Origin of the sequence: Acinetobacter pittii (assembly GCF_022449185.1) — a bacterium.
GTDB lineage: Bacteria > Pseudomonadota > Gammaproteobacteria > Pseudomonadales > Moraxellaceae > Acinetobacter > Acinetobacter pittii_I.
In genome coordinates, this window is sequence record NZ_JAKUKO010000001.1 from 1,246,921 (window position 1) to 1,270,185 (window position 23,265).

22 protein-coding genes and 1 tRNA gene are annotated in these 23,265 nt (G+C 36.7%); 15 read left to right on the top strand and 8 right to left on the bottom strand.

The window, feature by feature from the left end; genetic code table 11:
- The first annotated feature begins 56 nt into the window (after window positions 1-56).
- Window positions 57-1,472, top strand: a complete 1,416-nt coding sequence (locus MKX14_RS05815; RefSeq protein ID WP_240281986.1) for a purine-cytosine permease family protein — start codon at window positions 57-59, stop codon at window positions 1,470-1,472.
- 59 nt (window positions 1,473-1,531) lie between these two features.
- On the opposite strand, the gene MKX14_RS05820 is transcribed toward MKX14_RS05815, so the two are convergent.
- On the bottom strand, window positions 1,532-1,969 hold the full coding sequence (locus tag MKX14_RS05820; RefSeq protein WP_240282028.1) for a PACE efflux transporter: 438 nt from the start codon (window positions 1,967-1,969) through the stop codon (window positions 1,532-1,534).
- Window positions 1,970-2,058: 89 nt separating this feature from the next.
- Here MKX14_RS05820 and MKX14_RS05825 point away from each other — a divergent pair, with 89 nt between their 5' ends.
- Both MKX14_RS05825 and MKX14_RS05830 read left to right on the top strand, forming a co-directional pair.
- On the top strand, window positions 2,059-2,943 hold the full coding sequence (locus tag MKX14_RS05825; protein WP_240281987.1) for a LysR family transcriptional regulator: 885 nt from the start codon (window positions 2,059-2,061) through the stop codon (window positions 2,941-2,943).
- Window positions 2,944-4,053: 1,110 nt separating this feature from the next.
- Window positions 4,054-4,130: transfer RNA gene (locus tag MKX14_RS05830), tRNA-Ile, on the top strand.
- A 169-nt stretch (window positions 4,131-4,299) separates the two neighbouring features.
- Here the strand turns inward: MKX14_RS05830 and MKX14_RS05835 are convergent.
- The gene (locus tag MKX14_RS05835; protein ID WP_046811541.1) at window positions 4,300-5,163 is read right to left on the bottom strand and encodes an iron-containing redox enzyme family protein; all 864 of its coding nucleotides are present in this window, start codon (window positions 5,161-5,163) and stop codon (window positions 4,300-4,302) included.
- A 278-nt stretch (window positions 5,164-5,441) separates the two neighbouring features.
- Here MKX14_RS05835 and MKX14_RS05840 point away from each other — a divergent pair, with 278 nt between their 5' ends.
- The 3 genes from MKX14_RS05840 to MKX14_RS05850 all read left to right on the top strand — a co-directional run bounded on the left by MKX14_RS05840 (window position 5,442) and on the right by MKX14_RS05850 (window position 7,611).
- Window positions 5,442-6,014, top strand: a complete 573-nt coding sequence (locus MKX14_RS05840; RefSeq protein WP_046811542.1) for a TetR/AcrR family transcriptional regulator — start codon at window positions 5,442-5,444, stop codon at window positions 6,012-6,014.
- 140 nt (window positions 6,015-6,154) lie between these two features.
- The gene (locus tag MKX14_RS05845; protein WP_017386783.1) at window positions 6,155-6,700 is read left to right on the top strand and encodes a 1-acyl-sn-glycerol-3-phosphate acyltransferase; all 546 of its coding nucleotides are present in this window, start codon (window positions 6,155-6,157) and stop codon (window positions 6,698-6,700) included.
- Window positions 6,701-6,861: 161 nt separating this feature from the next.
- Entirely contained in the window at window positions 6,862-7,611 is a 750-nt protein-coding gene (locus tag MKX14_RS05850) for a YebC/PmpR family DNA-binding transcriptional regulator (RefSeq protein WP_002114471.1), read from the top strand.
- A gap of 44 nt (window positions 7,612-7,655) precedes the next feature.
- Here MKX14_RS05850 and MKX14_RS05855 read toward each other — a convergent pair whose 3' ends face one another.
- A complete protein-coding gene (locus MKX14_RS05855) occupies window positions 7,656-8,126 on the bottom strand; it encodes an Lrp/AsnC family transcriptional regulator (protein WP_002050132.1) in 471 nt (156 codons plus the stop codon).
- A 345-nt stretch (window positions 8,127-8,471) separates the two neighbouring features.
- Here MKX14_RS05855 and MKX14_RS05860 point away from each other — a divergent pair, with 345 nt between their 5' ends.
- On the top strand, window positions 8,472-9,785 hold the full coding sequence (locus MKX14_RS05860) for a DcaP family trimeric outer membrane transporter (RefSeq protein ID WP_213067317.1): 1,314 nt from the start codon (window positions 8,472-8,474) through the stop codon (window positions 9,783-9,785).
- Between the two features lie 51 nt (window positions 9,786-9,836).
- Here MKX14_RS05860 and gltL read toward each other — a convergent pair whose 3' ends face one another.
- From gltL to MKX14_RS05885, 5 genes are all read right to left on the bottom strand, one after another.
- The gene (gene gltL / locus MKX14_RS05865) at window positions 9,837-10,580 is read right to left on the bottom strand and encodes an amino acid ABC transporter ATP-binding protein (protein ID WP_032062408.1); all 744 of its coding nucleotides are present in this window, start codon (window positions 10,578-10,580) and stop codon (window positions 9,837-9,839) included.
- Window positions 10,581-10,593: 13 nt separating this feature from the next.
- Window positions 10,594-11,271: an amino acid ABC transporter permease gene (gene gltK / locus MKX14_RS05870; RefSeq protein ID WP_046811543.1), complete on the bottom strand. Its 678-nt coding sequence runs from the start codon at window positions 11,269-11,271 to the stop codon at window positions 10,594-10,596.
- 2 nt (window positions 11,272-11,273) lie between these two features.
- Window positions 11,274-12,116 (bottom strand): amino acid ABC transporter permease, encoded by an 843-nt coding sequence (gltJ, locus tag MKX14_RS05875; protein WP_002114400.1) that lies wholly within the window; start codon window positions 12,114-12,116, stop codon window positions 11,274-11,276.
- Between the two features lie 94 nt (window positions 12,117-12,210).
- Window positions 12,211-13,104, bottom strand: coding sequence for an amino acid ABC transporter substrate-binding protein (gene gltI / locus MKX14_RS05880; RefSeq protein WP_108010331.1), 894 nt, complete (start codon window positions 13,102-13,104; stop codon window positions 12,211-12,213).
- Window positions 13,105-13,636: 532 nt separating this feature from the next.
- Entirely contained in the window at window positions 13,637-14,401 is a 765-nt protein-coding gene (locus MKX14_RS05885; protein WP_046811546.1) for a glutathione S-transferase family protein, read from the bottom strand.
- Between the two features lie 343 nt (window positions 14,402-14,744).
- Between MKX14_RS05885 and MKX14_RS05890 the strand changes: the two genes are divergently transcribed.
- The 8 genes from MKX14_RS05890 (at window position 14,745) to ychF (ending at window position 23,227) form a co-directional block, all read left to right on the top strand.
- On the top strand, window positions 14,745-15,980 hold the full coding sequence (locus tag MKX14_RS05890) for an SfnB family sulfur acquisition oxidoreductase (RefSeq protein ID WP_240281988.1): 1,236 nt from the start codon (window positions 14,745-14,747) through the stop codon (window positions 15,978-15,980).
- A gap of 12 nt (window positions 15,981-15,992) precedes the next feature.
- A complete protein-coding gene (locus tag MKX14_RS05895) occupies window positions 15,993-17,216 on the top strand; it encodes an SfnB family sulfur acquisition oxidoreductase (RefSeq protein ID WP_240281989.1) in 1,224 nt (407 codons plus the stop codon).
- On the top strand, window positions 17,216-18,628 hold the full coding sequence (gene soxA, locus MKX14_RS05900) for an LLM class flavin-dependent oxidoreductase (RefSeq protein ID WP_239976744.1): 1,413 nt from the start codon (window positions 17,216-17,218) through the stop codon (window positions 18,626-18,628). Before MKX14_RS05895 ends, soxA begins: the two co-directional genes overlap by 1 nt.
- 14 nt (window positions 18,629-18,642) lie before the next feature.
- Complete coding sequence (locus MKX14_RS05905) at window positions 18,643-19,473, top strand: MetQ/NlpA family ABC transporter substrate-binding protein (RefSeq protein ID WP_240281990.1); 831 nt, start codon at window positions 18,643-18,645, stop codon at window positions 19,471-19,473.
- Between the two features lie 13 nt (window positions 19,474-19,486).
- Window positions 19,487-20,320: a MetQ/NlpA family ABC transporter substrate-binding protein gene (gene metQ / locus MKX14_RS05910; RefSeq protein ID WP_240282029.1), complete on the top strand. Its 834-nt coding sequence runs from the start codon at window positions 19,487-19,489 to the stop codon at window positions 20,318-20,320.
- A gap of 5 nt (window positions 20,321-20,325) precedes the next feature.
- Window positions 20,326-21,402, top strand: a complete 1,077-nt coding sequence (locus MKX14_RS05915; RefSeq protein ID WP_240281991.1) for a methionine ABC transporter ATP-binding protein — start codon at window positions 20,326-20,328, stop codon at window positions 21,400-21,402.
- Window positions 21,383-22,042 (top strand): methionine ABC transporter permease, encoded by a 660-nt coding sequence (gene metI, locus MKX14_RS05920; RefSeq protein ID WP_240281992.1) that lies wholly within the window; start codon window positions 21,383-21,385, stop codon window positions 22,040-22,042. Before MKX14_RS05915 ends, metI begins: the two co-directional genes overlap by 20 nt.
- A 93-nt stretch (window positions 22,043-22,135) precedes the next feature.
- Complete coding sequence (ychF, locus tag MKX14_RS05925) at window positions 22,136-23,227, top strand: redox-regulated ATPase YchF (RefSeq protein ID WP_002050104.1); 1,092 nt, start codon at window positions 22,136-22,138, stop codon at window positions 23,225-23,227.
- The last annotated feature ends 38 nt before the right edge of the window (window positions 23,228-23,265 follow it).

Here is a 23,265-nt window from a genome sequence, read left to right on the forward strand (position 1 = left end):
TATACAAATGTGAATAAATAAGAATAGGATGGCTCTTAAAGGATAAGGAGAGTGAAATGGACTCATCGGCTGGGAAACCTAATAGTAGTTTTATTGAAAACCGAAGCATCGACTTTATTCCTGAAAATGAAAGACATGGTGGAGTATTTGCCCAATTCACCCTATGGTTTGGTGCTAACTTACAAATCACAGCCATTGTGACAGGCGCGCTAGCCGTTGTGTTAGGCGGAGATGTTTTTTGGTCTATTATCGGCTTATTAGTAGGACAATGTTTTGGTGCTGCCGTCATGGCACTACATGCTGCCCAAGGTCCTAAACTTGGCCTCCCTCAAATGATTTCGAGCCGTGTGCAATTTGGGGTTTATGGCGCGTGCATTCCAATCATACTTGTTTGCCTTATGTATATTGGCTTTACCGCAACTGGAGAGGTATTAGCGGGTAAAGCAATTGCACATTTAGCACATGTCAGCAATACAACTGGTATATTAATTTATGCAAGTTTAATCATTTTATTCGCAACGATTGGATACCGTTTAATCCATTTGGTAGGCAAAGTAGCTAGTATTATTGGTTTGATTGCTTTTGTGATTATTTTGACTCAGATCTTCACACTTTCTGATTTTTCTGAACTCTTAGCAGTACGTCATTTCAGCTGGTCTTCATTCTTGTTAGCAGTTTCCCTTTCTGCTTCTTGGCAAATCTCTTTTGGTCCCTATGTTGCAGACTATTCTCGATATCTTCCAACTAAAACATCTTCATCTCGTGTTTTTTGGGCAGTCGGCTTAGGTTCTTTAATTGGTTCACAAATTTCTATGAGCTTAGGCGTTTTAATCGCTCAGGTTGCAAACGGCAATTTTGTCGGAAATGAAGTTCAATATGTTGTGGGTATGAACCCAATTGCCCTTGTCGTAACCTTTCTATATTTTAGTATCGCTTTTGGGAAAGTTACTCTAACGACCTTAAATGCCTATGGCAGTTTTATGTGTATTGCTACGATTTGGAATAGTTTCAAATCGACAAATCAAATCTCAAAAATAACAAGATTAATGATTGTTCTTGCTATGGTTGTAGTCTCAACCTTTATTGCAATTATAGGTGAACATACTTTTTTAAGCGCCTTTAAAGCATTTATTTTGTTTTTACTCACCTTTTTTATTCCGTGGAGTGCCATTAATCTTGTTGATTATTACTTTATCTCTAAAGAAGAATGTGATGTAGATGCACTCTATGATCCAAATGGTAAGTATGGCCGTTGGAATCGGATTGGAATTACCTGCTACTTTCTAGGTATTTTGATTCAACTGCCATTTATTGATAGTAAATTTTATACGGGTCAAATTGCGGCAATGCTAGGAGGAATCGATTTATCGTGGCTCGTAGGTCTTATCTCTACTGCTTTAATTTATTATATTTTCGCCAAGAAAGCTCAATTAAAGTTTTCAAAACAGTTAGCTATTGATCAAATCAAATAATGAAACTAGATAAGCTATCAAAGTCGATCACCTTGATAGCTTATAAAATAATTTTACGGTTATTCTGATAGCGCTTTAACCTGTGCCGAAATAGGCAATCCAAATAACTTATCGAAACTCCAATTAAATATAAAAGTATAGATAGGAATAATGATAATAAAGGCCACATCTAACCAAAAAGCAGCAATCAGGGAAATATCCATCCACCATGAAATAAGAGGAATTAAAAACAGAACCAAAGTAAGCTGAAAACCGATGGCATGCCCAACTCTACGCTTAACTGTACGGATATGACTGCTTTGTCTAGCTTCCCATTTCTCATATAAAATATTGTAGATAAAATTCCAAGTTACAGCGATGGTCGTAATCATGACGGATAATGGTCCAGTATGTTCAACACTATCACCTGCCAAAATCGCTAACCCTACTGATGAAATAATCATTCCGATTATTTCATAGGAAGAAACATATACAATTCGACGCTTTATACCTTGCATAATCACTAAACTCTGCTTAATTCCTTATATTTTAATTTCAGTCAAAATCATATATAAAGTTAATAGCTTTCAGTTCAGCTGATATCAAAATGAATTTTAACAGTGAAAATATTGAACTTTTCATAACCGTACTCGATACGGGTTCTTTCTCTGCGGCTGCTCGTAAACTCAATCGAGTCCCCTCAGCAGTAAGTATGGCCGTTGCTAATTTAGAAGCAGAATTGGGTTATATATTATTTGAACGGACACCTCGAAAGGTCATTCCTACCGCTACAGCATTAGCCTTGGAACCTCAAGCACGGATCATTTCTGAACAACTTAGGCTATTTAGCACTCATGCACATGAACTTTCTTTAGGACTTGAAAGTAAATTGCGTATTGGCGTTGTTTCCGATGTAAATACAAAATTATTATTCCATTCAATAAAGAAACTAGCCGATAAATTCCCTTTACTAAAGATAGAAGTTATTACTGCTCCCCAAGACGACATTGTTAATTTACTTTATACGGAGCAAATCAGTCTTTGCTTAGCGGGTTCAGACCTCAATATAAAAATGCGCGAGAATCTACAATTGGTAATGACTGAAACAGTGGCGGCTACGATTTCTTCTAATCACGCTCTTCTACAAGATAGAACAAAGCAGTTTTCTATTGAAGAATTAATTAATATTAGACAAATTGTTGTGGCGAGTAGTGAACATGAAATGAAAGATCCCCGTTCAATTATTGGTGCAATGTACTGGAAAACCAATAGTCTACAAACAGCAATTAATATGGTTGAAGCTGGACTTGGTTGGGGAAATTTTCCGTTATCACTAGTACAAGATAAAATTGATCAAGGTCACCTAGTCCTTTTAGATTTTAAAAATACAAAAAATCATTTACCTCTATCTATTTATTTAATTTGGCTCCAAGACCGCCCTTTACCTAAAGCAGCTAGAGAGTTAATTCAAATTATTCAAGAAAATTTATAGGTTAGTTCTGAAAGTCTAAGGATTTTTTATAATTTTAATTCTTTTTAAATCTAGTTATTTAAAGCTTAAGCTTATTACTCTGTACTCTATATCTAAATACTACTAAAAACAAAAAGCCTACGTAGAAAGTAGGCCTCTTGTTGTATTTCAGGATTAAGCAATAATATTTTATTTTGTAAAAAATACACTTATACTTTATTAAAACCAAGTGTTTTAGTCAAGTATAAAGTTTATAAGATACAAACATTTGTATTCTTGTGAAGACAATCACAATTTAGGTTTTATATAGAAAATATTTTAGAGAAAGAAAGATAGTTTAATGATAAAAATTTCTATTACCTCTCTTAACAGCTTTTTTAGCAAAACACAATAAATACTTTAAGAAAAAGTATTATATTTCGTTTAAATCTATTTAGCTCAAAAAACATTAAATCGCTTGAATTTGCTAATTTTATGTTTCATTATTAAAGTTACTAACTTTATAGCTTAATGTTTGCTTTTTAATAAGTTGAGTTTAAATTTTAACCTATTATAAAAATTAATAATACTTGCTTCAGTAATTTGAACCTAATAGTTTATATTTTCTTTACTACCTATAGGCTAGAATCTTATTAAGAGAATTATTGCAACTATTATTTTTCGAAAGAGATAATTAAAAGACGATTTATTATATATCTAAAGCTTAATTACAGTATAAAAATATAGAAAATTTTATATAGTATTTTTAACCTCCATTTATATTTATCTTAAGTAAGTTTTTCTCACTCCAGTCTTTCAAAACATTCAAACAATGCACCCACACTTACCGCTCACATTTTAAATAAAATTTATTCTATATAAATTGATGTCTCAAATTACAAATACAATTAAGTCATCGTCACAATAGATTGTTGGAATAAATTCTAATTGATCGATAAATAACTTCTTCTACTTTACTCTTGAAGTACACATAAGTTAGAATCACTATCGCTTGAAATATTAACCAATATGCCACAAATTTTTTGGGTTTAGTTTACGTCTAGTTCAGAAAATAACTTGTGTTTAATTAAAAAATTGATTAGTATTGCACGCACTGAAAAGCATTGAGATTAAAAGCTTTTCTGACTTATAGGGCCTATAGCTCAGTTGGTTAGAGCAGCGGACTCATAATCCGTTGGTCCACAGTTCAAGTCTGTGTGGGCCCACCAAATACCAAACCTCATAAACAAAAAGTTTATGGGGTTTTTTAATATACATCCAAATAGAATATGCTTTACTCTTATAAAAATACTCAAAATTTAAAGTTTATTTTATTCCTAAATTTTAGATGTTTTAAAATACACTGACGTTCCGTACTAAATATTCATCTTTAATCTATTAAGCTAAGATTTGCTTTCGTATGGGCTCAGAATTCTCTAATTGTGTATCCCAGAACTTTTCCCATAAATCACAATATTCTAAGCATAATTTTTCAATATAGTTATAGTCTTCTTCTGTACAAGCTTGCATCAAGACATACCATAAATCTTCTTCATGATCGTCATCTGCTGCTTCGGCACTTTCATCTTCAGAGATGCCATGTACATGATAATAACCGCCACCCTCCACATCTAGACCAACTGCTTTAGTCGCTCTACGTAAAGGTGGACTATACAGAATGACTTCTTCCTCTGCGACTGCCAATAAGGCTGAAACAGCTTTATAGTCATCATAAGCATTTTCTAAAAACACTCTCACCTGATCTGCAATTTCAGTCGGATGATAAGTTAGCCGATCTTGTTCTGTAATACCGAAATCATTCAATATATCTTCAAATAAAGGATAATGAGCATATTCAGGATTTCCCTGATAGTAACCATCTTTATCTAATCCTGGACGAAATCCAAACTCATCAAAAATATTTAAACTCAACAGAAAACGCGGAAACATTTTTGCCCCAGCATGCAATCTAGGTTCTAATTGTTTTGTTTGAAATTGGGCCATGAGCAAAGCATCAGTAAAAGTTTGCACAATTGCATGACGATATTCTAAATGAATTTTTTTTAAATCATCTTTATTAATTTCGCCATTATTTAAAGTATCGATTGCAGGATGATGAGATACAGGATGTTTTGAAATTTTTGCTCTTAAACGAGTCAAAAAATTTGAATTTTTTTCCCAGAGTTCAGCTGAAACGCTTTGCTTCATCCCTGTGAGTGCTTTCTTTCTAGGATTATTAAAATTCTCAAATTTCTTAGGCATATCCGTTCTCGTTAAAGTTATTTAAAGCAAGGTTAATTTTTACATATTTTATTATAAAACAAAGACTTAAACCAATATTCAAACATCTTCCGTCATTAATTAATATTAGAGTTAAAATTATACAAAATCAAATAAAAATTTTTAAAAAATCTCAATTAATGATAATCATTATCACAATCTAAACTTGAATCAAATCCAGTTTTTCATTATCATAATTTGTATTAAAAATTTAATATTTTAGATTAAGTTATAATTAGTTTTAACTATATGGAAAAGTAATGTCAAAAAAAGAAGATATTATAAATACTGCTTTAAATTTATTTAATCAGATTGGGTACAATGCTACTGGTGTCGACCGTATTATTGCTGAATCAAATGTTGCAAAAATGACTTTCTATAAATATTTCCCGTCGAAGGAAAATTTAATTATGGAGTGTTTGCAACATCGAAACATAAATATTCAAAACTCGATCAATGAACAATTAAGTTTACATCAAGATGCTAGTCCTCTTGAGCAAATTCATATTATTTTCAATTGGTATATTGAATGGATCAATAGTGAAACTTTTAATGGATGTTTATTCAAGAAGGCATTTATTGAAGTATCTAAACAATATACTTCAATTCGTGAACCATTTTATGAATATACAAAATGGTTGACTAACTTATTACATGAAAAGCTTACTCAATTAGGTATAAAAAACCCAACACCACTTGTTCATATCATAATTTCTATTATTGATGGAATGATTATTGATGGTACAACAGACAAGAATCTTATTAATCCTGAGAAAATATGGAAATATATTGAATATTTAATTAATGAAGAGATACCAGAACAGGCATCTTAATTTTAAAATTATCTAAGTTTATTATTCTATAACTTAGATAACCTTTAACTTTTGTGGTCTACTTTAGCTTTCATAATTTTTCTAGGCTTTTTTACAAACTCATATTAGAATCCTGAAAATTTGTCACCTTGCACTGATGTATGAAAAAATTCCTAGGTAATTCTATCTTTAAAGCCGTTGGTTGGACTTACAATGTAGACCCTCAAATTCTTGAGAAAAAACAAGTTATTATTGGCTTTGAACATACCTCAAATCTAGATGCAGTGCTATCGATTGCCCTCTTCCAAATGTTAGACATTAAGATTCATACCTTAATAAAGAAAGAACTTTTCAAAGGCCCACTTAAGCCAATTTTAGAAAAATTGGGTGGCATTCCTGTTGACCGTAAAGCAAGTAAAGATATCGTTTCGCAAATGGTTGAACAATTTCAAACCCATGAAACATTTAACTTAGTGATTGCTCCAGAAGCTACACGTGCTAAAGATGGCTCTGAACGAAAGCCTATCCGTACAGGTTTTTGGCATATTGCCAAAGCAGCCAATGTTCCTATTGTTTTAATGTATGCCAATGCTCGAAGTAAACAAGGTGGGATTTTAGGTAAAATTTACCCGACTGATTTACAAAAAGACTTGGAAACCATTAAAGAGTTATATGCTCAATTTGACATAGATGTAAAAATTAACTAAATCAAATTGGACTTGATTTGACCTAATCTCACTCATTAGGTCTTAAGCTTATTGTTCTTATTCAATTGGCTAACAAAACGCAGGGCAACAGTTTTCAACAAAACCAAGCCTATGCTAATATTCCAGCACTTTTGCATTTTCTTTTTTTGGAGTTCACGTCCATGGCGGGTCATTCTAAATGGGCCAATATTAAGCATCGTAAAGCTAAACAAGATGCAAGTCGCGGTAAAGTTTTTACTAAATATATTCGTGAAATTGTGACTGCTGCCAAACTTGGTGGTGGAGATCCTGCTAGCAACCCTCGTCTGCGTGCAGTAGTTGAAAAAGCTCTCTCAGTTAATATGACACGTGACACCATTAACCGTGCTATCCAACGTGGTGCTGGTGGTGAAGATAATGATGATCTAAAAGAAGTAACTTATGAAGGTTATGGTGTTGGCGGGGTTGCTGTTCTTGTTGAAACAATGACAGATAACTTAAACCGTACAGTACCAGACGTACGTCACTGTTTTAGTAAAACAAATGGTAACTTAGGAACTGCGGGTTCTGTATCTTATCTATTTACTAAACGTGGTGAGATTACTTTTGAAGATGTTTCTTTAGAAGATAAAATCATGGAAGTAGCTTTAGAAGCTGGCGCTGAAGATATTGAAGTTTCAGAAGATGAAATTTTGGTAATCACTTCACCAGAAACTTTCGGTGAAGTACAAGATGCCCTTACTGCCGCTGGTTTAAAATCTGATAACGCAGAAGTTGTGATGAGTCCATCTACAAAAGCTGAAATTACAGATGTTGACCAAGCAAAACAAATTCTTAAAATGATTGATATGTTTGAAGATCTTGACGATGTACAAAACGTTTATACTAACGTTGAATTCTCGGATGAGGTTTTGGCTCAACTTGATGCTTAAATCAAACATTTGAATCAAAGAAAACGCACCATTTGGTGCGTTTTTTATAGCTTGTTGAGCAAGTTATAGCAATTAAACACATTATATTCTTTAATGACAAAGCTAGAATGCAAAGCAACTACATTGTCGATTTTTCCAATACGTCTTAATAAAATTTCACTGTAGTCATCCATGTTGCGTGCCACAAGCTCTAAAATAAAATCGGCACTCTGTCCAGTTACCAAGAATGCGTTTGTTACTTCTGGAATTGCTTCTATTTCAGACAAAAACTTATCAAATGTTTCACTATCATGCTTGCTCAATGATACTTGCAATAAAATATGTAAAGTAAAACCAAGCTTACTAAAATTAATTTCCCTTTTGAGCTGCCCCATGATGTTGGCTTCAATCAGGTGCTTGATACGTCGATGCACAGAACTGACTGACAGATTGATCCGTTCTGAAAGTTCATTCAAATTTAAGTCTTCATGAGACAAAATTTCTAGAATTTGTTTATCAAAACGATCTAACTCCACTCTTATCTCCAGCCAGAATTTCACAGTAAAGACAGTATAACCCTATACCACCACCTCTGCATTGAAAATACAAAGGTTTATAGACAGTAAAACTCTTTTTCCTTTATAGAGCCTAATTCTTTTATGCCTTTTAAACGTGCAAGTAGTGTCAGGGGCGATTCATTTTAGAGAGTTAACTTTATACTTTAATCTGATTTATCAATGCAAAATCCTTTTTCTTACTATTATTTGAAGCTAGAAAGGAAGTAATCGTCAAAATTTGGCTTTTTTTCAAGTTCCTTAAAGTTGGCATCATTTTTGTTATGTATTTGCAGGAAAATTTTTATCCATGTCGGGGGAGTTCCTGTGAATAAGATCAAAACACTAGTGTTAGCAATGAGTTCTTTAGGTGCAATGAGCGTGACGATGCCTGTGCATGCCGCTACAGATGCTGAAGTTAAAGCCTTACGTGATGAAGTAAAGGAGTTAAAACAACTCGTCCAGAAACTATCTGATCAACAAAAAACAGCTTTAACTGTCACTGCTCCAGCAACAATTCCCGCAGCACCTGCCACCCCTACACCTCCTGCATCAAAACCAGGTTGGATGGCTATGGCCGATGGGCAAACTCAAGTCAAGCTTTATGGTAGTGTTCGCGCAGATGCAACCTATGACTTTAAAGGTTCAAATGGCAGTATTTCAAATGGTGCCAATTATCCACTCAATAAAGATGATCCAAAACAAGACTCACTCAATGTATCTGCAGCAACTTCACGAATTGGCTTAGATATTACTCGTCCAACTCAATATGGAGATTTAACAGGTAAAATTGAAGCCGACTTTATGGGTGGCAATGGAGATAATGGGAATGGTACTTTCCGTGTTCGTCATGCCTATATGTCTTTAGGAAAATGGTTAGCTGGTCAAACAACCTCACCCTTTGTAAACACAGATACATCACCAGAAACAGTAGATTTTAATGGCGCTATTGGTACAGGTACTACACGTACAGTACAAGTTAGATACACCCAGCCAATTAATGCACAACAAAAAATATTAGTTGCCTTAGAGGGTGGCGATGTTGAAAAAGCTGGTAATGCTGCCGGTGGAAGCCGTTTTCCTACTTTAACAGCTCGATATGATTTCAAAACTACGGATAACAAAGGCCTATTACAGTTACATGGTCTTGCCCATGAAAACCGTGTGGCTCCAAAAGATAGCACTTCTGAAGAGAAATTTGGCTGGGGTGTCGGTGTTGGTGGTAAATATGATTTAACGCCTCAAGATAGCGTGGTTGCTAATTACTATCATGTTAAAGGTGATGGCCGTTATTTACTTTATAGCAATTCGGCTTATAACTATGACACAACAACACAAGATATTAATTTAGGAGAATTCGATAGCGCAGTAATTGGATATCAGCGGAAATGGAGCCCTATCCTCCGCTCTACTTTTGCTGTAGGTGGTATTCAATATAAAGATGATAATGTCTATGCTAATAGCAATTTAACCAATACCAGCTATAACAAAGAAATTTATAACGCTTTAGTCAATTTAATCTGGAACCCAGTTAAAAATATTGATTTAGGAGCAGAATATACTTACGGTCAACGTGAAACTTTTGCAGGTGACAAGGGTGATTATTCACGTATCAACCTGCTAGCAAAATATAGTTTCTAAAAATTAGATATAAAAAAAGAGCCTTTAATGGCTCTTTTTTTATTAGGGTTATTAGTGCATCGCCTGAATTTTTTCTAAGAAAAGTTTAGCACGCTCATGACGAGCTTCTAAATTATCAAAGAATTCATGGGTTGGGCAGTCTTCTAAAATTTTACCTTCATCCATAAAAATTAAACGGTTAGATACTCTTTTAGCAAAGCCCATTTCATGCGTAACACACATCATGGTCATGCCTTCATGTGCGAGCTGTACCATAACTTCAAGAACCTCACCGACCATTTCAGGATCAAGTGCAGAAGTTGGTTCATCAAACAACATACAGATTGGGTCCATAGACAAGCCACGTGCAATCGCTACACGTTGCTGCTGACCACCCGACAACTGCCCCGGAAATTTATCTTTATGCGCAAGTAAGCCTACACGCTCTAAATATTTCAAACCTTTTTCGCGAGCATCTGCAACTGAACGCTTTAACACTTTAACTTGAGCAATGGTTAAATTTTCCAAAACAGTCATGTGCGGAAAAAGTTCAAAGTGTTGAAAGACCATTCCCACTCGTGAACGGAATTTAGCAAGATCTGTTTTTGGATCTTTAAGCGAAATCCCATCGACAATAATGTCACCTTGTTGAAATGGTTCCAAAGCATTTACTGTTTTAATGAGTGTTGATTTTCCTGAACCAGATGGTCCACAAACAACAACGACATCACCTTTTTCAATACTCGTCGTGCAATCTGTTAAAACTTGAAAATCACCATACCATTTAGAGATATGTTGGATGTCTATCATTGGCATTTAAAATCTCCAATTAGCGAATGATGGCAATTTTTTGCTGTAAGCGTTTGACTAATTGCGACAGCACAAACGAGCTACAGAAATACACCACAGCGACGATTAAATAGAATGTTGCTTTCGTTTCAGGTCCATAAGTATTAGCTAATGTATCTGCACGACCTAAAAAGTCTGGCGCACTAATCACATAAACTAACGATACATCCTGAAACAGAATAATGGTTTGAGTTAACAATACCGGAAGCATGTTGCGAAAGGCTTGAGGTAAAACCACGTAGCGCATTGATTGACCATAAGTGAAACCAAGCGCGTAGCCTGCATGTACCTGACCTTTTGAAATAGACTGAATTCCAGAACGTACAATTTCCGAGAAAAAAGCTGCTTCAAAAATGGCAAAAGTTACAACGCTCGAAAATAGCGGCCCCCAATAGGTATCAGATTGAAACTCAAATATTTTCGGCAACAAAAAGTAGAAGATAAAAATTACCTGAATCAGTGGAATACCACGAAACAGATCAACATAAAATTTTGCAAAATTACTTGCGATGGCATTGTTAGATAAACGCATCATTGCCAATGGGGTTCCAATGAGGATACCGCCCATCATTGCTAATACCGTTACGGTAAGCGTAAAAATGAGACCTTCTTTGAGTGCCGCGATCACATCAGGGTTTTGTAATAAAGAAAAATCCATAATTACTTCCCTCCTGAACCTAAGCCAGGTACAGCCATTCGCTTCTCAATCCATGCCATTACAAACTTAATGCTATAAGTAATAATTAAATAAACAGGTGTAGAGAGAATAAGAATGATAATGTCCTGAGAAGTTTCTTCACGCATGGTTTTCGTGTAAGCAAAGAAATTCAACACACTTAACGCATATAAAACAGCTGAGTTTTTAAAAACATTCATTGCCTCAGATGTAATCGTTGGCCATACGGTACGATATGCAACCGGTAAAATGACATAACGATAGCTTTGTGCTGTCGTAAAACCCATAGCGGAAGCTGCAAACTTCTGTCCACGAGAAACGGTATTAATTCCGGCACGTATGTGCTCAGATACACGGGCGGCCGTGTAGAGACCTAATGCAAAAACACCAATAACCGCAGGTTGCTGATTTAAAATATTTTTCCACCAACCACCAGCAACTACATCCCCACTACCTGCACTTAAGCTGTCCGGTAAAAACTCGGGAAAAACAAAAGCCCAGAAGAATAGTTGCACAATAAGTGGAATATTACGGAAAATTTCAACGTAACAATTGCCGATAAATGCGAGAGGTTTATTGGGTAATGTACGAATTACGCCGAGGAGAGAACCTAATAAAAATGCGATAAGAAAGGCTATAATAGCTGTCCAAACCATAGTGAACACGCCTGAACCTAACATTTGTAACCATGTGGGTGCCTCAGCATAAGCATTGTAGCTTGAGCTACCAATAGCTTTACAAACTGATTCTGCCCATGCGGCTTTATCGACACCATATTCATTAGACTCCGCACAGAATATAGTCCAGTTTAGCGAGCCGACTGACATGTTTGCCCCTTAAATTAATATCTTTAGAAAATAGACCACTTGTGCAAATGAATCTTTACACTTACACAAGTAAATTTAGGACAAAAAGATCCAGTTAGATTCCTGCATCTGTTGGGTTAGCTTTTAATTTCTTATAAGATGAACTTTGTTGCATGTTCAAATTCGTGTTTTTTGGTGGAATTGGAGATAAGAACCACTTCTTATATAAAGCGTCCATTTGACCAGTTTTCCATAAATTATTTACAGTACGGTCTGCAATCGCTTTAAATTTTGGATCATCTTTAGCAAGCATAATTCCGTAAGGTTCAGATGAAAGTACCGGACCAACTATGGCGAAAGCTTTAGGTGTAGAAGACTTAGCAATCAAGCCTGCTAAAATATTATCATCCATTACAAATGCAGCAGCACGGCCAGATGCCATCATGGCAAAAGAATCAGCATGATCTTTACCATAAATGTTTTGAACATTAATTGACTGACCTTTTTCATTCATCTTGATGTATTTGTCAGATGTGGTGCCTTGAGTGGTAACAACTGCTTTACCATTTAAGTCTGCTAAACTTTTAATGCCAGAGTTTGCTTTAACAGCCATACGTACTTCTGTCGCATAGTAGTTAGTAGAGAAACCAACTTGTTGCTGACGTTGTTTAGAGTTTGTAGTGGTACCACATTCCATATCGATATTGCCAGCCAAAAGCTCAGGAATACGTGTTGAAGAAGTTACAGCCTTGTACTCAACTTTTAAACCAGGCATTTTCAATTCTTTTTTAATGTCATTTGCAAACTGGTTACAGATATCGACTGCATAACCTACTGGTTTACCTGCAACAACATATGAGATTGGATCTGAGGATTCTCGATGACCAATTACGATTTTTCCGGTACTTTTAATTTTAGCTAATGTATCTGCTGCTTGAATTTGAGAAGTAGCGCCAACCGTACAAAGCATAACTGTTGAAATAATGAGAGAGGTTGCAGAACGTTTCATAAGAACTCCTTGATGATCATTCTCTCTATTTATCTATAGAATCATTCATATAGAGCAATAGAGTGATTTTTTATTAAATTGCAATTATCGAGCCAACTTTTTCAAGCAGAACTCATCCATTTGCTTCACTTATTTTATTCAATCTGTTTTGCAGAATTAATACCTTTAAAACTGCTCACATGTTTCTACTTTAATCTATGTTTTAATCTTCTGTCTATTATTAAGCTCATCTAATTACACTTAAATGTGGCAATTATTGATTACAATGTAAACACACGCACAATAAAGTCGCTTAACTTTGGCTAAAAATGGTATTTAGAAAATTGTATTCTCCAAAAAATTATAAAAATTAAAGTTATTAGTCATTTAGATAGAATTAAATTTATATAGTAAAAAGTAATTTTGGCATCAAAATAATATAAACAAATGGCTTAATAAAAATCATTTAGAAAATTGATAGTAATTTCTATATTAATAAGTTAATTAGTAAAAATACAAATAAGCCCCGATTTTCTCAGGGCATTTTATAATTTTAAATTCCGCGCCAATCTACTCGCGCATTACGCTCAGTTTGATATATTCTTAAAACATACTGACCTAGAGGTAAATTAAGTAAATTTTGCTGATAATTATTCCATTCTTCCGAAACTCCTTCAGCTTCTTCCCGCTCCCACGGCGTACCCTTTATTTCTAATAAAGGAGCAAGCATAGAACATACAGAAATATCAGCAAGACTTAATCGATCGCCCACCATATAACGTGCCTGATTTTCGATTAAACAGTTATTTAGTTGATTTATGAGTTCATCCATGCGCTCTTTTGACTGGTTGACTAACTCTTCTTCAAGTTTATAATTCTTCTTTACCAGTGTTTTGAGGAATGGTTTCGATATTTTTTCAAACTGGCGTAAATAGCCTTGTTCACCCATCATAATCTCTAAAGCATGGTCTCCATGGGCTAAAGTACGGGCAAGTGCCCAACGACGTACATGCACACCAAGTTCATCTGCCAAACTATCTATTTTTAATGTTTGCTGCCTTAATTGTTCATCACGACGTAACAGTGAATGCTCTGGATAAGTATCATCCAGATAAAGTGCAATTTTAGTCGATTCAGCAATCCATTGATGATCATCTTTCAAAATTGGCAAAAAGTTTTGGCCTGTCTTGAGTTGTGCAAAAGCGCGATGAAACCCTGGAATTAAGTTATGAGCCACATAATCAAGTTCTTTATGGTCTAACAACCAGCGAGCTTTTTCACAATAATGGGACAAAGGAAACTGATACAAAACCCGCATAAAATCTCCACGTTTATTTTTATTTGACTATTTGTACAAAAATGGTCGATGGTAAGTAGATACTTTAGAAGCTATTTTTAGTTAAAACAATGGATATTGTGCTCATTTTTCACTGACACTTAAGTCTATTTTTTATATCTTTTTTTACCGTACTTATTGCTCTTTTTCATATTAAAACCAATTCTATTATTATTTGTCCGAGTAACAAATTTAAAGTATTGTTTTTTATAAATTTTCAATATCTTTATTTTTTCATTAAAAAGCAAAAAAAATGCTTTGCACTTTATTTCATAAGCTGAGCATAAGTCCTCGTTTAGTGGAAAAATATTTCTTTTGTAAGGTAATGACAGCAATACAAGGTGTCATTATGTCTAATTCTCTATCAAAAAAGACTGCATACGTCCAAATCATTCAAAATGATCAACAAGCGATTAATGCTGCTTATCAAGTGGCGGATTATGCTTTAGAGGGTCGTAATACACGTGATCAACAACGCTTATTACCGCATGAGCAAATCGAAAGCTTTAGCCAAAAAGGCTTAGGCGGAATTCGCATTGCAAAAAAATACGGCGGTGCTTTTGTTTCCAATAAAACTTTGGCTCAAGTTTTCCGTATTTTGAGTAAAGGTGATGCGAATGTTGGTCAGATTCCACAAAATCAGATTAGTCTGTTAAACCTGATCGAAATCATGGGCACAGAACAACAAAAACAATTTATTTTTTCAGAAATATTAGCAGGTAAACGTCTTGCCAACGGTGGGCCAGAACGTAATACCCATGATTCAAAAACCTTAAAAACCAATCTTACTCTTGAGAACGGCAAATATATTTTAAACGGCGAAAAGTTTTATTCGACGGGAACAAGTTTTGCGCATTGGCTCGCGATTAAAGCAATTCATCCTGATGGTCATGTGGTTTTAGTCATTGTGAATCGAGAGGCTCAAGGCATTGAAGTCATTAATGACTGGAATGGATTTGGTCAACGTACTACAGCGAGCGGTACAGTTAAATTAAATCAAGTTGAAGTTAATCCTGAACTTATTTTTGATGAGCGATTATTGACCCAAACCCCAACCTATCGCGGTGCTTATTCTCAGTTATTACAAGTTGCCATTGATGTAGGCATCGCTGAAGCTGCTTTTGAAGATACTTTATCAACCATACACAAAGCACGTCCAATTATTGATGCAAAGGTTGAAAAAGCAAGCTTTGAACATTACACCCTACAAGAGGTAGGTAAATTAAATATTTTGCTGGACGCTGCAATTTTACTGCTTGATGAAGCTGCTGAATATTTAGATGAACTTGACCAACTTCAAACGGTGACTGATGAACAAGTAGCTAAAGCTTCAATTTTGGTTGCAGAAGCGAAAGTCTACGCCAATGATGCTGCCCTACAAATCTCTGAAAAACTACTAGAGCTGGGCGGTAGTCGTTCAAGCTTAAGCCAACATAATTTAGATCAACATTGGCGAAATGCCCGTGTACATACCTTACACGATCCTGTTCGCTGGAAATTACATGCCATTGGCAATTATTACCTTAATGGTCATTTCCCTGCCCGCCATGCTTGGATTTAAGGAGAAATTGTCATGACTTCATATCAATCGGTTCAAACCAAACAAACGTCGGCATCTAGCCAAGCGCACATTATTCAAAGTGATGCTGAAGCATTAGAAGTTGCCAAACAGTTTGCTGAGCAATTTAAAAAAACCGCAGTTGAGCGAGACGCTAAACGAATTTTACCGTATACCGAAATCGATGCTTTGAGCCAATCTGGTCTTTGGGCAATTACAGTGCCAAAGCAACATGGTGGTGCCGAAGTTTCAAGTCATACAGTTGCTAAAGTGATTGCACTTTTAAGTGGTGCAGATGGTTCAATCGGACAAATTCCACAAAACCATTTTTACGCTTTAGAAGTCTTGCGCAATACAGGTACAGAAGCTCAAAAACAACGTTTATATAGCGAAGTATTAAATGGCACTCGCTTTGGTAATGCACTTGCTGAGTTTAAAACTAAAACTTCAACCCATAAACAAACCAACATTCGTCCTCACGAAAATGGATATCTCATTCAGGGTGAAAAGTTTTACTGCACAGGAAGTTTATTTGCTCACCGTATTCCAACCTTAGTTCTAGACGATGCAGGTCGAGAATATCTAGCCTTTGTAAAAAGTGGTTCACAAGGATTGAAACTAGTTGATGACTGGTCTGGTTTTGGACAGAAAACCACAGGCAGCGGAACGGTTAAATTTGATCAGGTTTTTGTAGATGCAGATGATGTTATTCCTTTTGATACTGCATTTTTACAACCAACCTTAGTGGGCCCTTTTGCGCAAATTATGCATGCATCAATTGAGGTAGGCATTGCACGCGCAGCCTTTGAAGAAAGCTTGCAAAGAGTGCATCAAGCGCGCCCATGGATTGATTCAAATGTAGAAACTGCAAACCAAGATCCTTTGACAATTTATGAGCTAGGACGCATTGCTGTCGATGTACGAGCTAGTGAAGTGTTATTAAAACAGGCTGCTCAATCAATTGATGCCGCAAAAATTGAAACTACACCTGAAAGCATTGCAAAAGCTTCAATTGATGTGGCCAAAGTGCGTGCTCATAGTAGCGATACCGCACTAAAAGCTTCGTCTAAGCTGATTGAACTTGCAGGAAGCCGTGGTAGTCAGTCACAAGATGGTCTAGACCGTTTCTGGCGCAATGCGCGTGTACATACGTTGCATGATGCCGCACGATGGAAATATTACTTTATTGGGAACTATGTGCTTAACGGTGTTCTACCACCTCGACGGGGGACATTGTAATGACAGACTTCAAAGCGAAAGAAATTTTACTAAATGCTTTTGATATGAACTGTGTTGGGCATATCAATCATGGCTTATGGACACATCCACGTGATGAATCACACCGCTTTAATGAACTGAGCTATTGGACAGAACAAGCCAAAACTCTAGAAAGTGGTTTATTTGATGGTTTGTTTATTGCAGACATTACAGGTGTCTATGACGTCTATCAAAATGGTATAGATCTGACTTTAAAAGAGTCCATTCAGCTTCCGAGCCATGACCCATCTACACTTATTTCAGCTATGGCGGCAGTTACACAAAACTTAAGTTTTGGTGTCACTGTGAATTTGAGCTATGAGCATCCATATCAGTTTGCACGCCGCTTTGCGAGTCTCGACCATTTAACTCAAGGTCGTATTGGCTGGAATATCGTGACAGGTTATTTAGATAGTGCCGAACGCTTAATTGGTCAAAAAGGTTTAAAAGACCACGATGCCCGCTATGAACAAGCCGAAGAGTTTTTAGAGCTCTGCTACAAATATTGGGAAGGGTCATGGGAAAACGACGCAGTTAAAAAAGATAAAGCACGGCGTGTTTTTACAGACCCATCTAAGGTGCATACCATTCACCACCATGGAAAGTATTACCAGAGTGAAGGTGTGTTTCAGGTGTCTCCTTCTGTGCAACGCACTCCAACCCTATTTCAAGCAGGTGCTTCACCTAAAGGTATGCAGTTTGCGACTCGTCATGCTGAGTGTGTATTTATTGGCGGCGACAAACCGGAAAAAATACGCGAACAAGTGAAAAAGATTCGTGCTCTTGCAGAACAGCAAGGCCGTTCAGCGGATGATATTAAAGTCTTTGTCGGCATAACTGTTGTTGTGGCCGAAACACATGATCTGGCTGTACAAAAACTTAATGAATATCGTCAGTATGCGAGCCCTGAAGCAGGCTTAGCGCATTATGCGAGTTCAACTGGCATCGACTTAAGTAAGTTTGCCGACGATGAAGCGATTCCTTACCAAAAAAGTAACAGTATTGTTTCGATTACCGAAAAATTTAAAGAGCAACAAATCACGAAAAATGACTTAAAAGCTCAGCATGTTTTAGGTGGTCGTTATCCCCTCATCGTAGGTAGTGGCGAAGAAGTTGCTGAATACCTAATTCATCTTTTAGATGAGACAGATATTGATGGCTTTAATTTGACGCGTACAGTTGCACCTGAGTCTCACCACGACTTTATTCGCTTGGTCATTCCTGAGCTACAACAACGTGGTCGCTATAAAACTGCATATAAAACGGGTTCACTGCGGAACAAAATTTTTAATCGGGGTGACCAATTACCAGAACAACACCCTGTTCAAGCGTTCCGATGTAGTCCCTATAACAACAGCAAAAACCTAACAACAATTGAAGAAATAACCGCTTAAATTTGGAGATAGACATGGCTCAAACAGCCTCAAAAAAATGGCTAGGCGTAGGCTTAGTCGTTGTAGTCCTTATTGTTGCTTTATTTTTATGGAATAAACATCGTCAAAGTGGCTCAAATGAACTTGTGATTGGCATTAGTCCTCCATTTGCAAAAACTTTGCAAGCTGCTGCCGATGAAGCAAAGAAACAGGGGTTAAATGTTAAACTGGTCGAATTTTCTGACTGGAATACACCAAACATTACTTTAAATCATGGGGATATTGATGCGAACTTTTTCCAGCATCAACCTTTCTTAGACAATGCAATTAAAGAAACTGGCTTTAAATTAAAGGCATTTGCAGTGGGTGCAGCATCACATGTGGGACTTTATTCAAAGAAGTACAAAAGCTTAGATGAATTGCCACAAAACGCGCGCGTAGTCATTCCAAATGATCCGGTGAATCAAGGTCGTGCCCTGCTACTCTTACAGCAAGCTAAATTAATTACGCTTAAAGATTCAAATAATCATTTATCTGCACTTAAAGATGTAGTTTCAAACCCTAAAAATTTGCAATTTATTGAGGTTGAAGGACCACAGACTGCTCGTGCAATTGATGATGTTGACTTGGCTTTTGGCTATCCGCATTACCTACGCTTAGCAAAAACAGCTAACCCTGAAAGTGCACTTTTACTTGATGACAATACCAATAAACGTTATGCAATTTTGTTTGTAGTGCGTGATGACTACCAAGATAAGGGCGACAAATTAAAGAAATTTGTTGAGATCTATCAAAATTCGCCAAAAGTTAAAGCTGTGTTAGATGCTGAGATTGGGCCAACACTTTGGTTCCCTGGCTGGAAGTAATGACGGAAAGATTATGGCGATTCAGTTCAAACAGCATAAACCTTGGTTACTCGGAATTACGATTTTAATCGTAGTTCTGGGCCTCGTAGGTTACCGTTATATTAAAAATAAACAAGCCGATGATGTTTTAACGATTGGCATTAGCCCGCCTTATGCTGAGCTATTACAAAGCGTTGCCAATGAAGTAGAAAAGCAAGGTGCTCATGTCAAACTCGTTGAATTTTCTGACTGGCGAGCACCCAATGTTGCCGTACAAAACGGTGATATTGATGCAAACTTTTTCCAGCAAAGCGTATTTCTACGTAATGCTGTTAAAGAAACGGGTTATGACTTACATGCATTTGCCGTGGGCTCAGGAAGTCATGTCGGTTTATATTCAAAAAAATATAAATCACTTAAAGACTTACCTTCAAATGCACGTGTTGCTATTCCAAACGATCCCGTCAATTTAGCTCGCGCTTTAATTTTATTGCACCGTGCAGGTTTAATTCAGCTTAAAGACATTAATAATGAACTTTCAACCACTCAAGACATTATTGCTAATCCTAAACAGTTGAGCTTCGTTGAAGTTGAAGGCCCACAGACAGCACATGCCTATAACGATGTCGATTTAATTTTCGGCTTCCCTCACTACTTAAAAATGGCAAAGGTAACCGACCCACATAGCGCGTTATTTTTAGATCCAATCGATAAAAAATATGCAATTTTGTTTGTGACCCGTCGCGATTACCAAGACAAAAACCAAAAACTTGCAACCTTTGTTAAAGCATTCCAGAACTCAAAACAAGCACAAGATATTCTGGATAAAGACTTTGGCCAAGGTATGTGGTTTCAAGGCTGGAAATAAGGAGAATGACAATGGTGAGTTTTGGATCACAAGTTGATTTTTCTCTACCTCATATCAAAATTCGCGGTTTAAATAAGTTTTACCAATCGCAAGGTCAAAAACTGCATGCTTTAAAAGAGATTAATCTTGATATTCCTCAAGGTAAGATTTTAGGCATTATTGGTAAAAGTGGTGCAGGAAAATCTTCCTTACTCCGCACTTTAAATGGCTTAGAACAAGTTAATACAGGCAGTATTCATATTCATCAACAAAACATTGCTGAATTGAGCCATTCCGAGCTTATTCAAACCCGTCAAAGAATTGGAATGATTTTTCAACATTTCAATTTAATGTCTGCAAAAACGGTCTGGGAAAATGTGGCATTGCCCTTAAAAGTTTCCAATTACAACAAAGCAGATATCGACCAACGTGTAAATGAAGTTCTAGCACTCGTCGGTCTTGCCGATAAGTCTGGCTACTATCCATCGCAACTTTCAGGCGGACAAAAGCAACGTGTCGGTATTGCACGTGCACTTGTTCACCATCCTGAAATTTTACTTTGCGATGAAGCCACCTCGGCACTTGACCCTGAAAGTACCGCCACTATTTTGGCTTTACTTAAAAAGATTAATCAGGAGCTGGGTCTTACTATTGTATTAATTACTCATGAAATGCAGGTCATTCGAGAAATTTGTGATCAAGTGGTGGTGATTGATCAAGGTGAAATTGTAGAGGCTGGGCAAGTCTGGACTGTATTTTCACGACCAGAGCAACAAATTACTCAAGAATTGCTGAATCTTGAACAGATCACTCTGCCTTTTAAAATCAGTCCTCTACCCGATGAAGATTCGACTCATATTATTGTAAAACTAAAATATGAGGCTGAAGCACATCAGGTTCCCGATATTCAAGAACTACTTGCCAAATTTAAAGCGCCCGTCAATTTATATCAAAGTCAGGTCGATACCATTCAAGGGCATATTATTGGTTCACTTTTAGTCGGTATTCCTAACGTAGAAATTGATATTTCATCTATACGACAAGACGCATTAACTGCAATTGCACAATTTGAGGTACTTGGCTATGCACGACCAGCTCATTGATTTATTAATTACTGGAACTGTAGACACCTTACTCATGGTAGGTGCATCTGCATTTATTGCTTTTTTAATTGGCTTACCCATTGCCGTTGTTTTAGTCAGCACCTCCGAGCATGGCATTCACCCATCACAAAAGATTAATCAAGCTTTGGGTTGGGTAATCAACATTACTCGCTCTGTACCCTTTCTTATTTTAATGGTTGCGCTTATTCCGCTTACTCGCTGGATTGTGGGTACAAGTTATGGCGTTTGGGCAGCCGTTGTTCCGCTGACTATTGCGGCGATTCCCTTCTTTGCGCGTATTGCAGAAGTCAGCTTACGTGAAGTCGATCAAGGCTTAATTGAAGCTGCACAAGCCATGGGGTGTAACCGTAAACAAATTATCTGGCATGTACTTTTACCAGAGGCTTTGCCGGGTATTGTGGCGGGTTTTACCGTGAATATTGTGACTATGATTAACTCCTCTGCGATTGCTGGTGCTATTGGTGCAGGTGGTCTAGGAGATATTGCTTATCGTTATGGCTATCAACGTTTTGATATGCAAATTATGGTGGCTGTCATTTTAGTATTGATTGTTTTAGTCATGTTAGTACAAGCGGCTGGCGATGCATTAGCCCAGCAACTTGATAAACGTAAAGTTTAAACGCAATACAACCCTGCTCTAGCCATGACTTTGTCATGGCTTTCATGTAAAATCAGCGACAATTTTTAATTTACACATTTGTGAGTGGTTTTCATGGGTTTTAATTGCGGTATTGTTGGTCTGCCAAACGTAGGGAAATCTACCCTTTTCAATGCATTAACGAAAGCAGCGATTGCAGCGGAAAACTTCCCTTTCTGTACCATTGAACCAAACACAGGTATTGTTCCTGTACCAGATCCACGTTTAGACAAACTTGCTGCGATTGTTAAACCACAGCGTATTTTGCCAACTACAATGGAATTTGTGGACATTGCAGGTCTTGTTGCTGGTGCATCAAAAGGTGAAGGCTTAGGCAACCAATTCCTTGCTAACATTCGTGAAACTGATGCAATTGCACACGTTGTACGTTGTTTCGAAGACGAAAACGTAATTCACGTAAATGGTAAAATTGATCCATTAGACGACATCGCAACTATTAATACTGAACTTGCGCTTGCCGATCTTGAAACTGTTGCTAAAGCAATTTTACGTTTAACTAAAGTTGCTAAAGGCGGTGACAAAGAAGCTGTAGCAACTAAAGCAGTTTTAGAAAAAATCCAACCGTTACTTGACGAAGGTAAACCAGCTCGTGCAGCTGATTTGTCTGATGACGAACGTAAATTAGTTCGTGGTTTTGGTTTAATGACTTTAAAACCAACGATGTATATTGCAAACGTTGCAGAAGATGGTTTTGAAAACAACCCGCACTTAGAAGCAGTTAAAAAACTTGCTGCTGAGGAAAACGCAATTGTTGTTCCTCTTTGCAACCAAATCGAAGCTGAAATTTCATTATTAGAAGATGAAGATCGTGCTGAGTTTTTAGAAGCAATGGGCATGGAAGAACCAGGTTTAAATGTGGTTATTCGTGCAGGTTATGCGCTTTTAGGTTTACAGACTTATTTCACTGCTGGTGTACAAGAAGTTCGTGCATGGACAGTAAAAGTTGGTGCAACCGCTCCTCAAGCCGCTGGTGTGATTCATACCGACTTCGAAAAAGGCTTCATCCGTGCTGAAGTTGTTGCATATGATGACTTCGTACAATACAACGGTGAAAACGGCGCTAAAGAAGCTGGTAAATGGCGTTTAGAAGGTAAAACTTACGTTGTTCAAGACGGCGATGTAATGCACTTCCGTTTTAACGTTTAAGTTAAAGCTAAAAAAGCCCCAATATGTTGGGGCTTTTT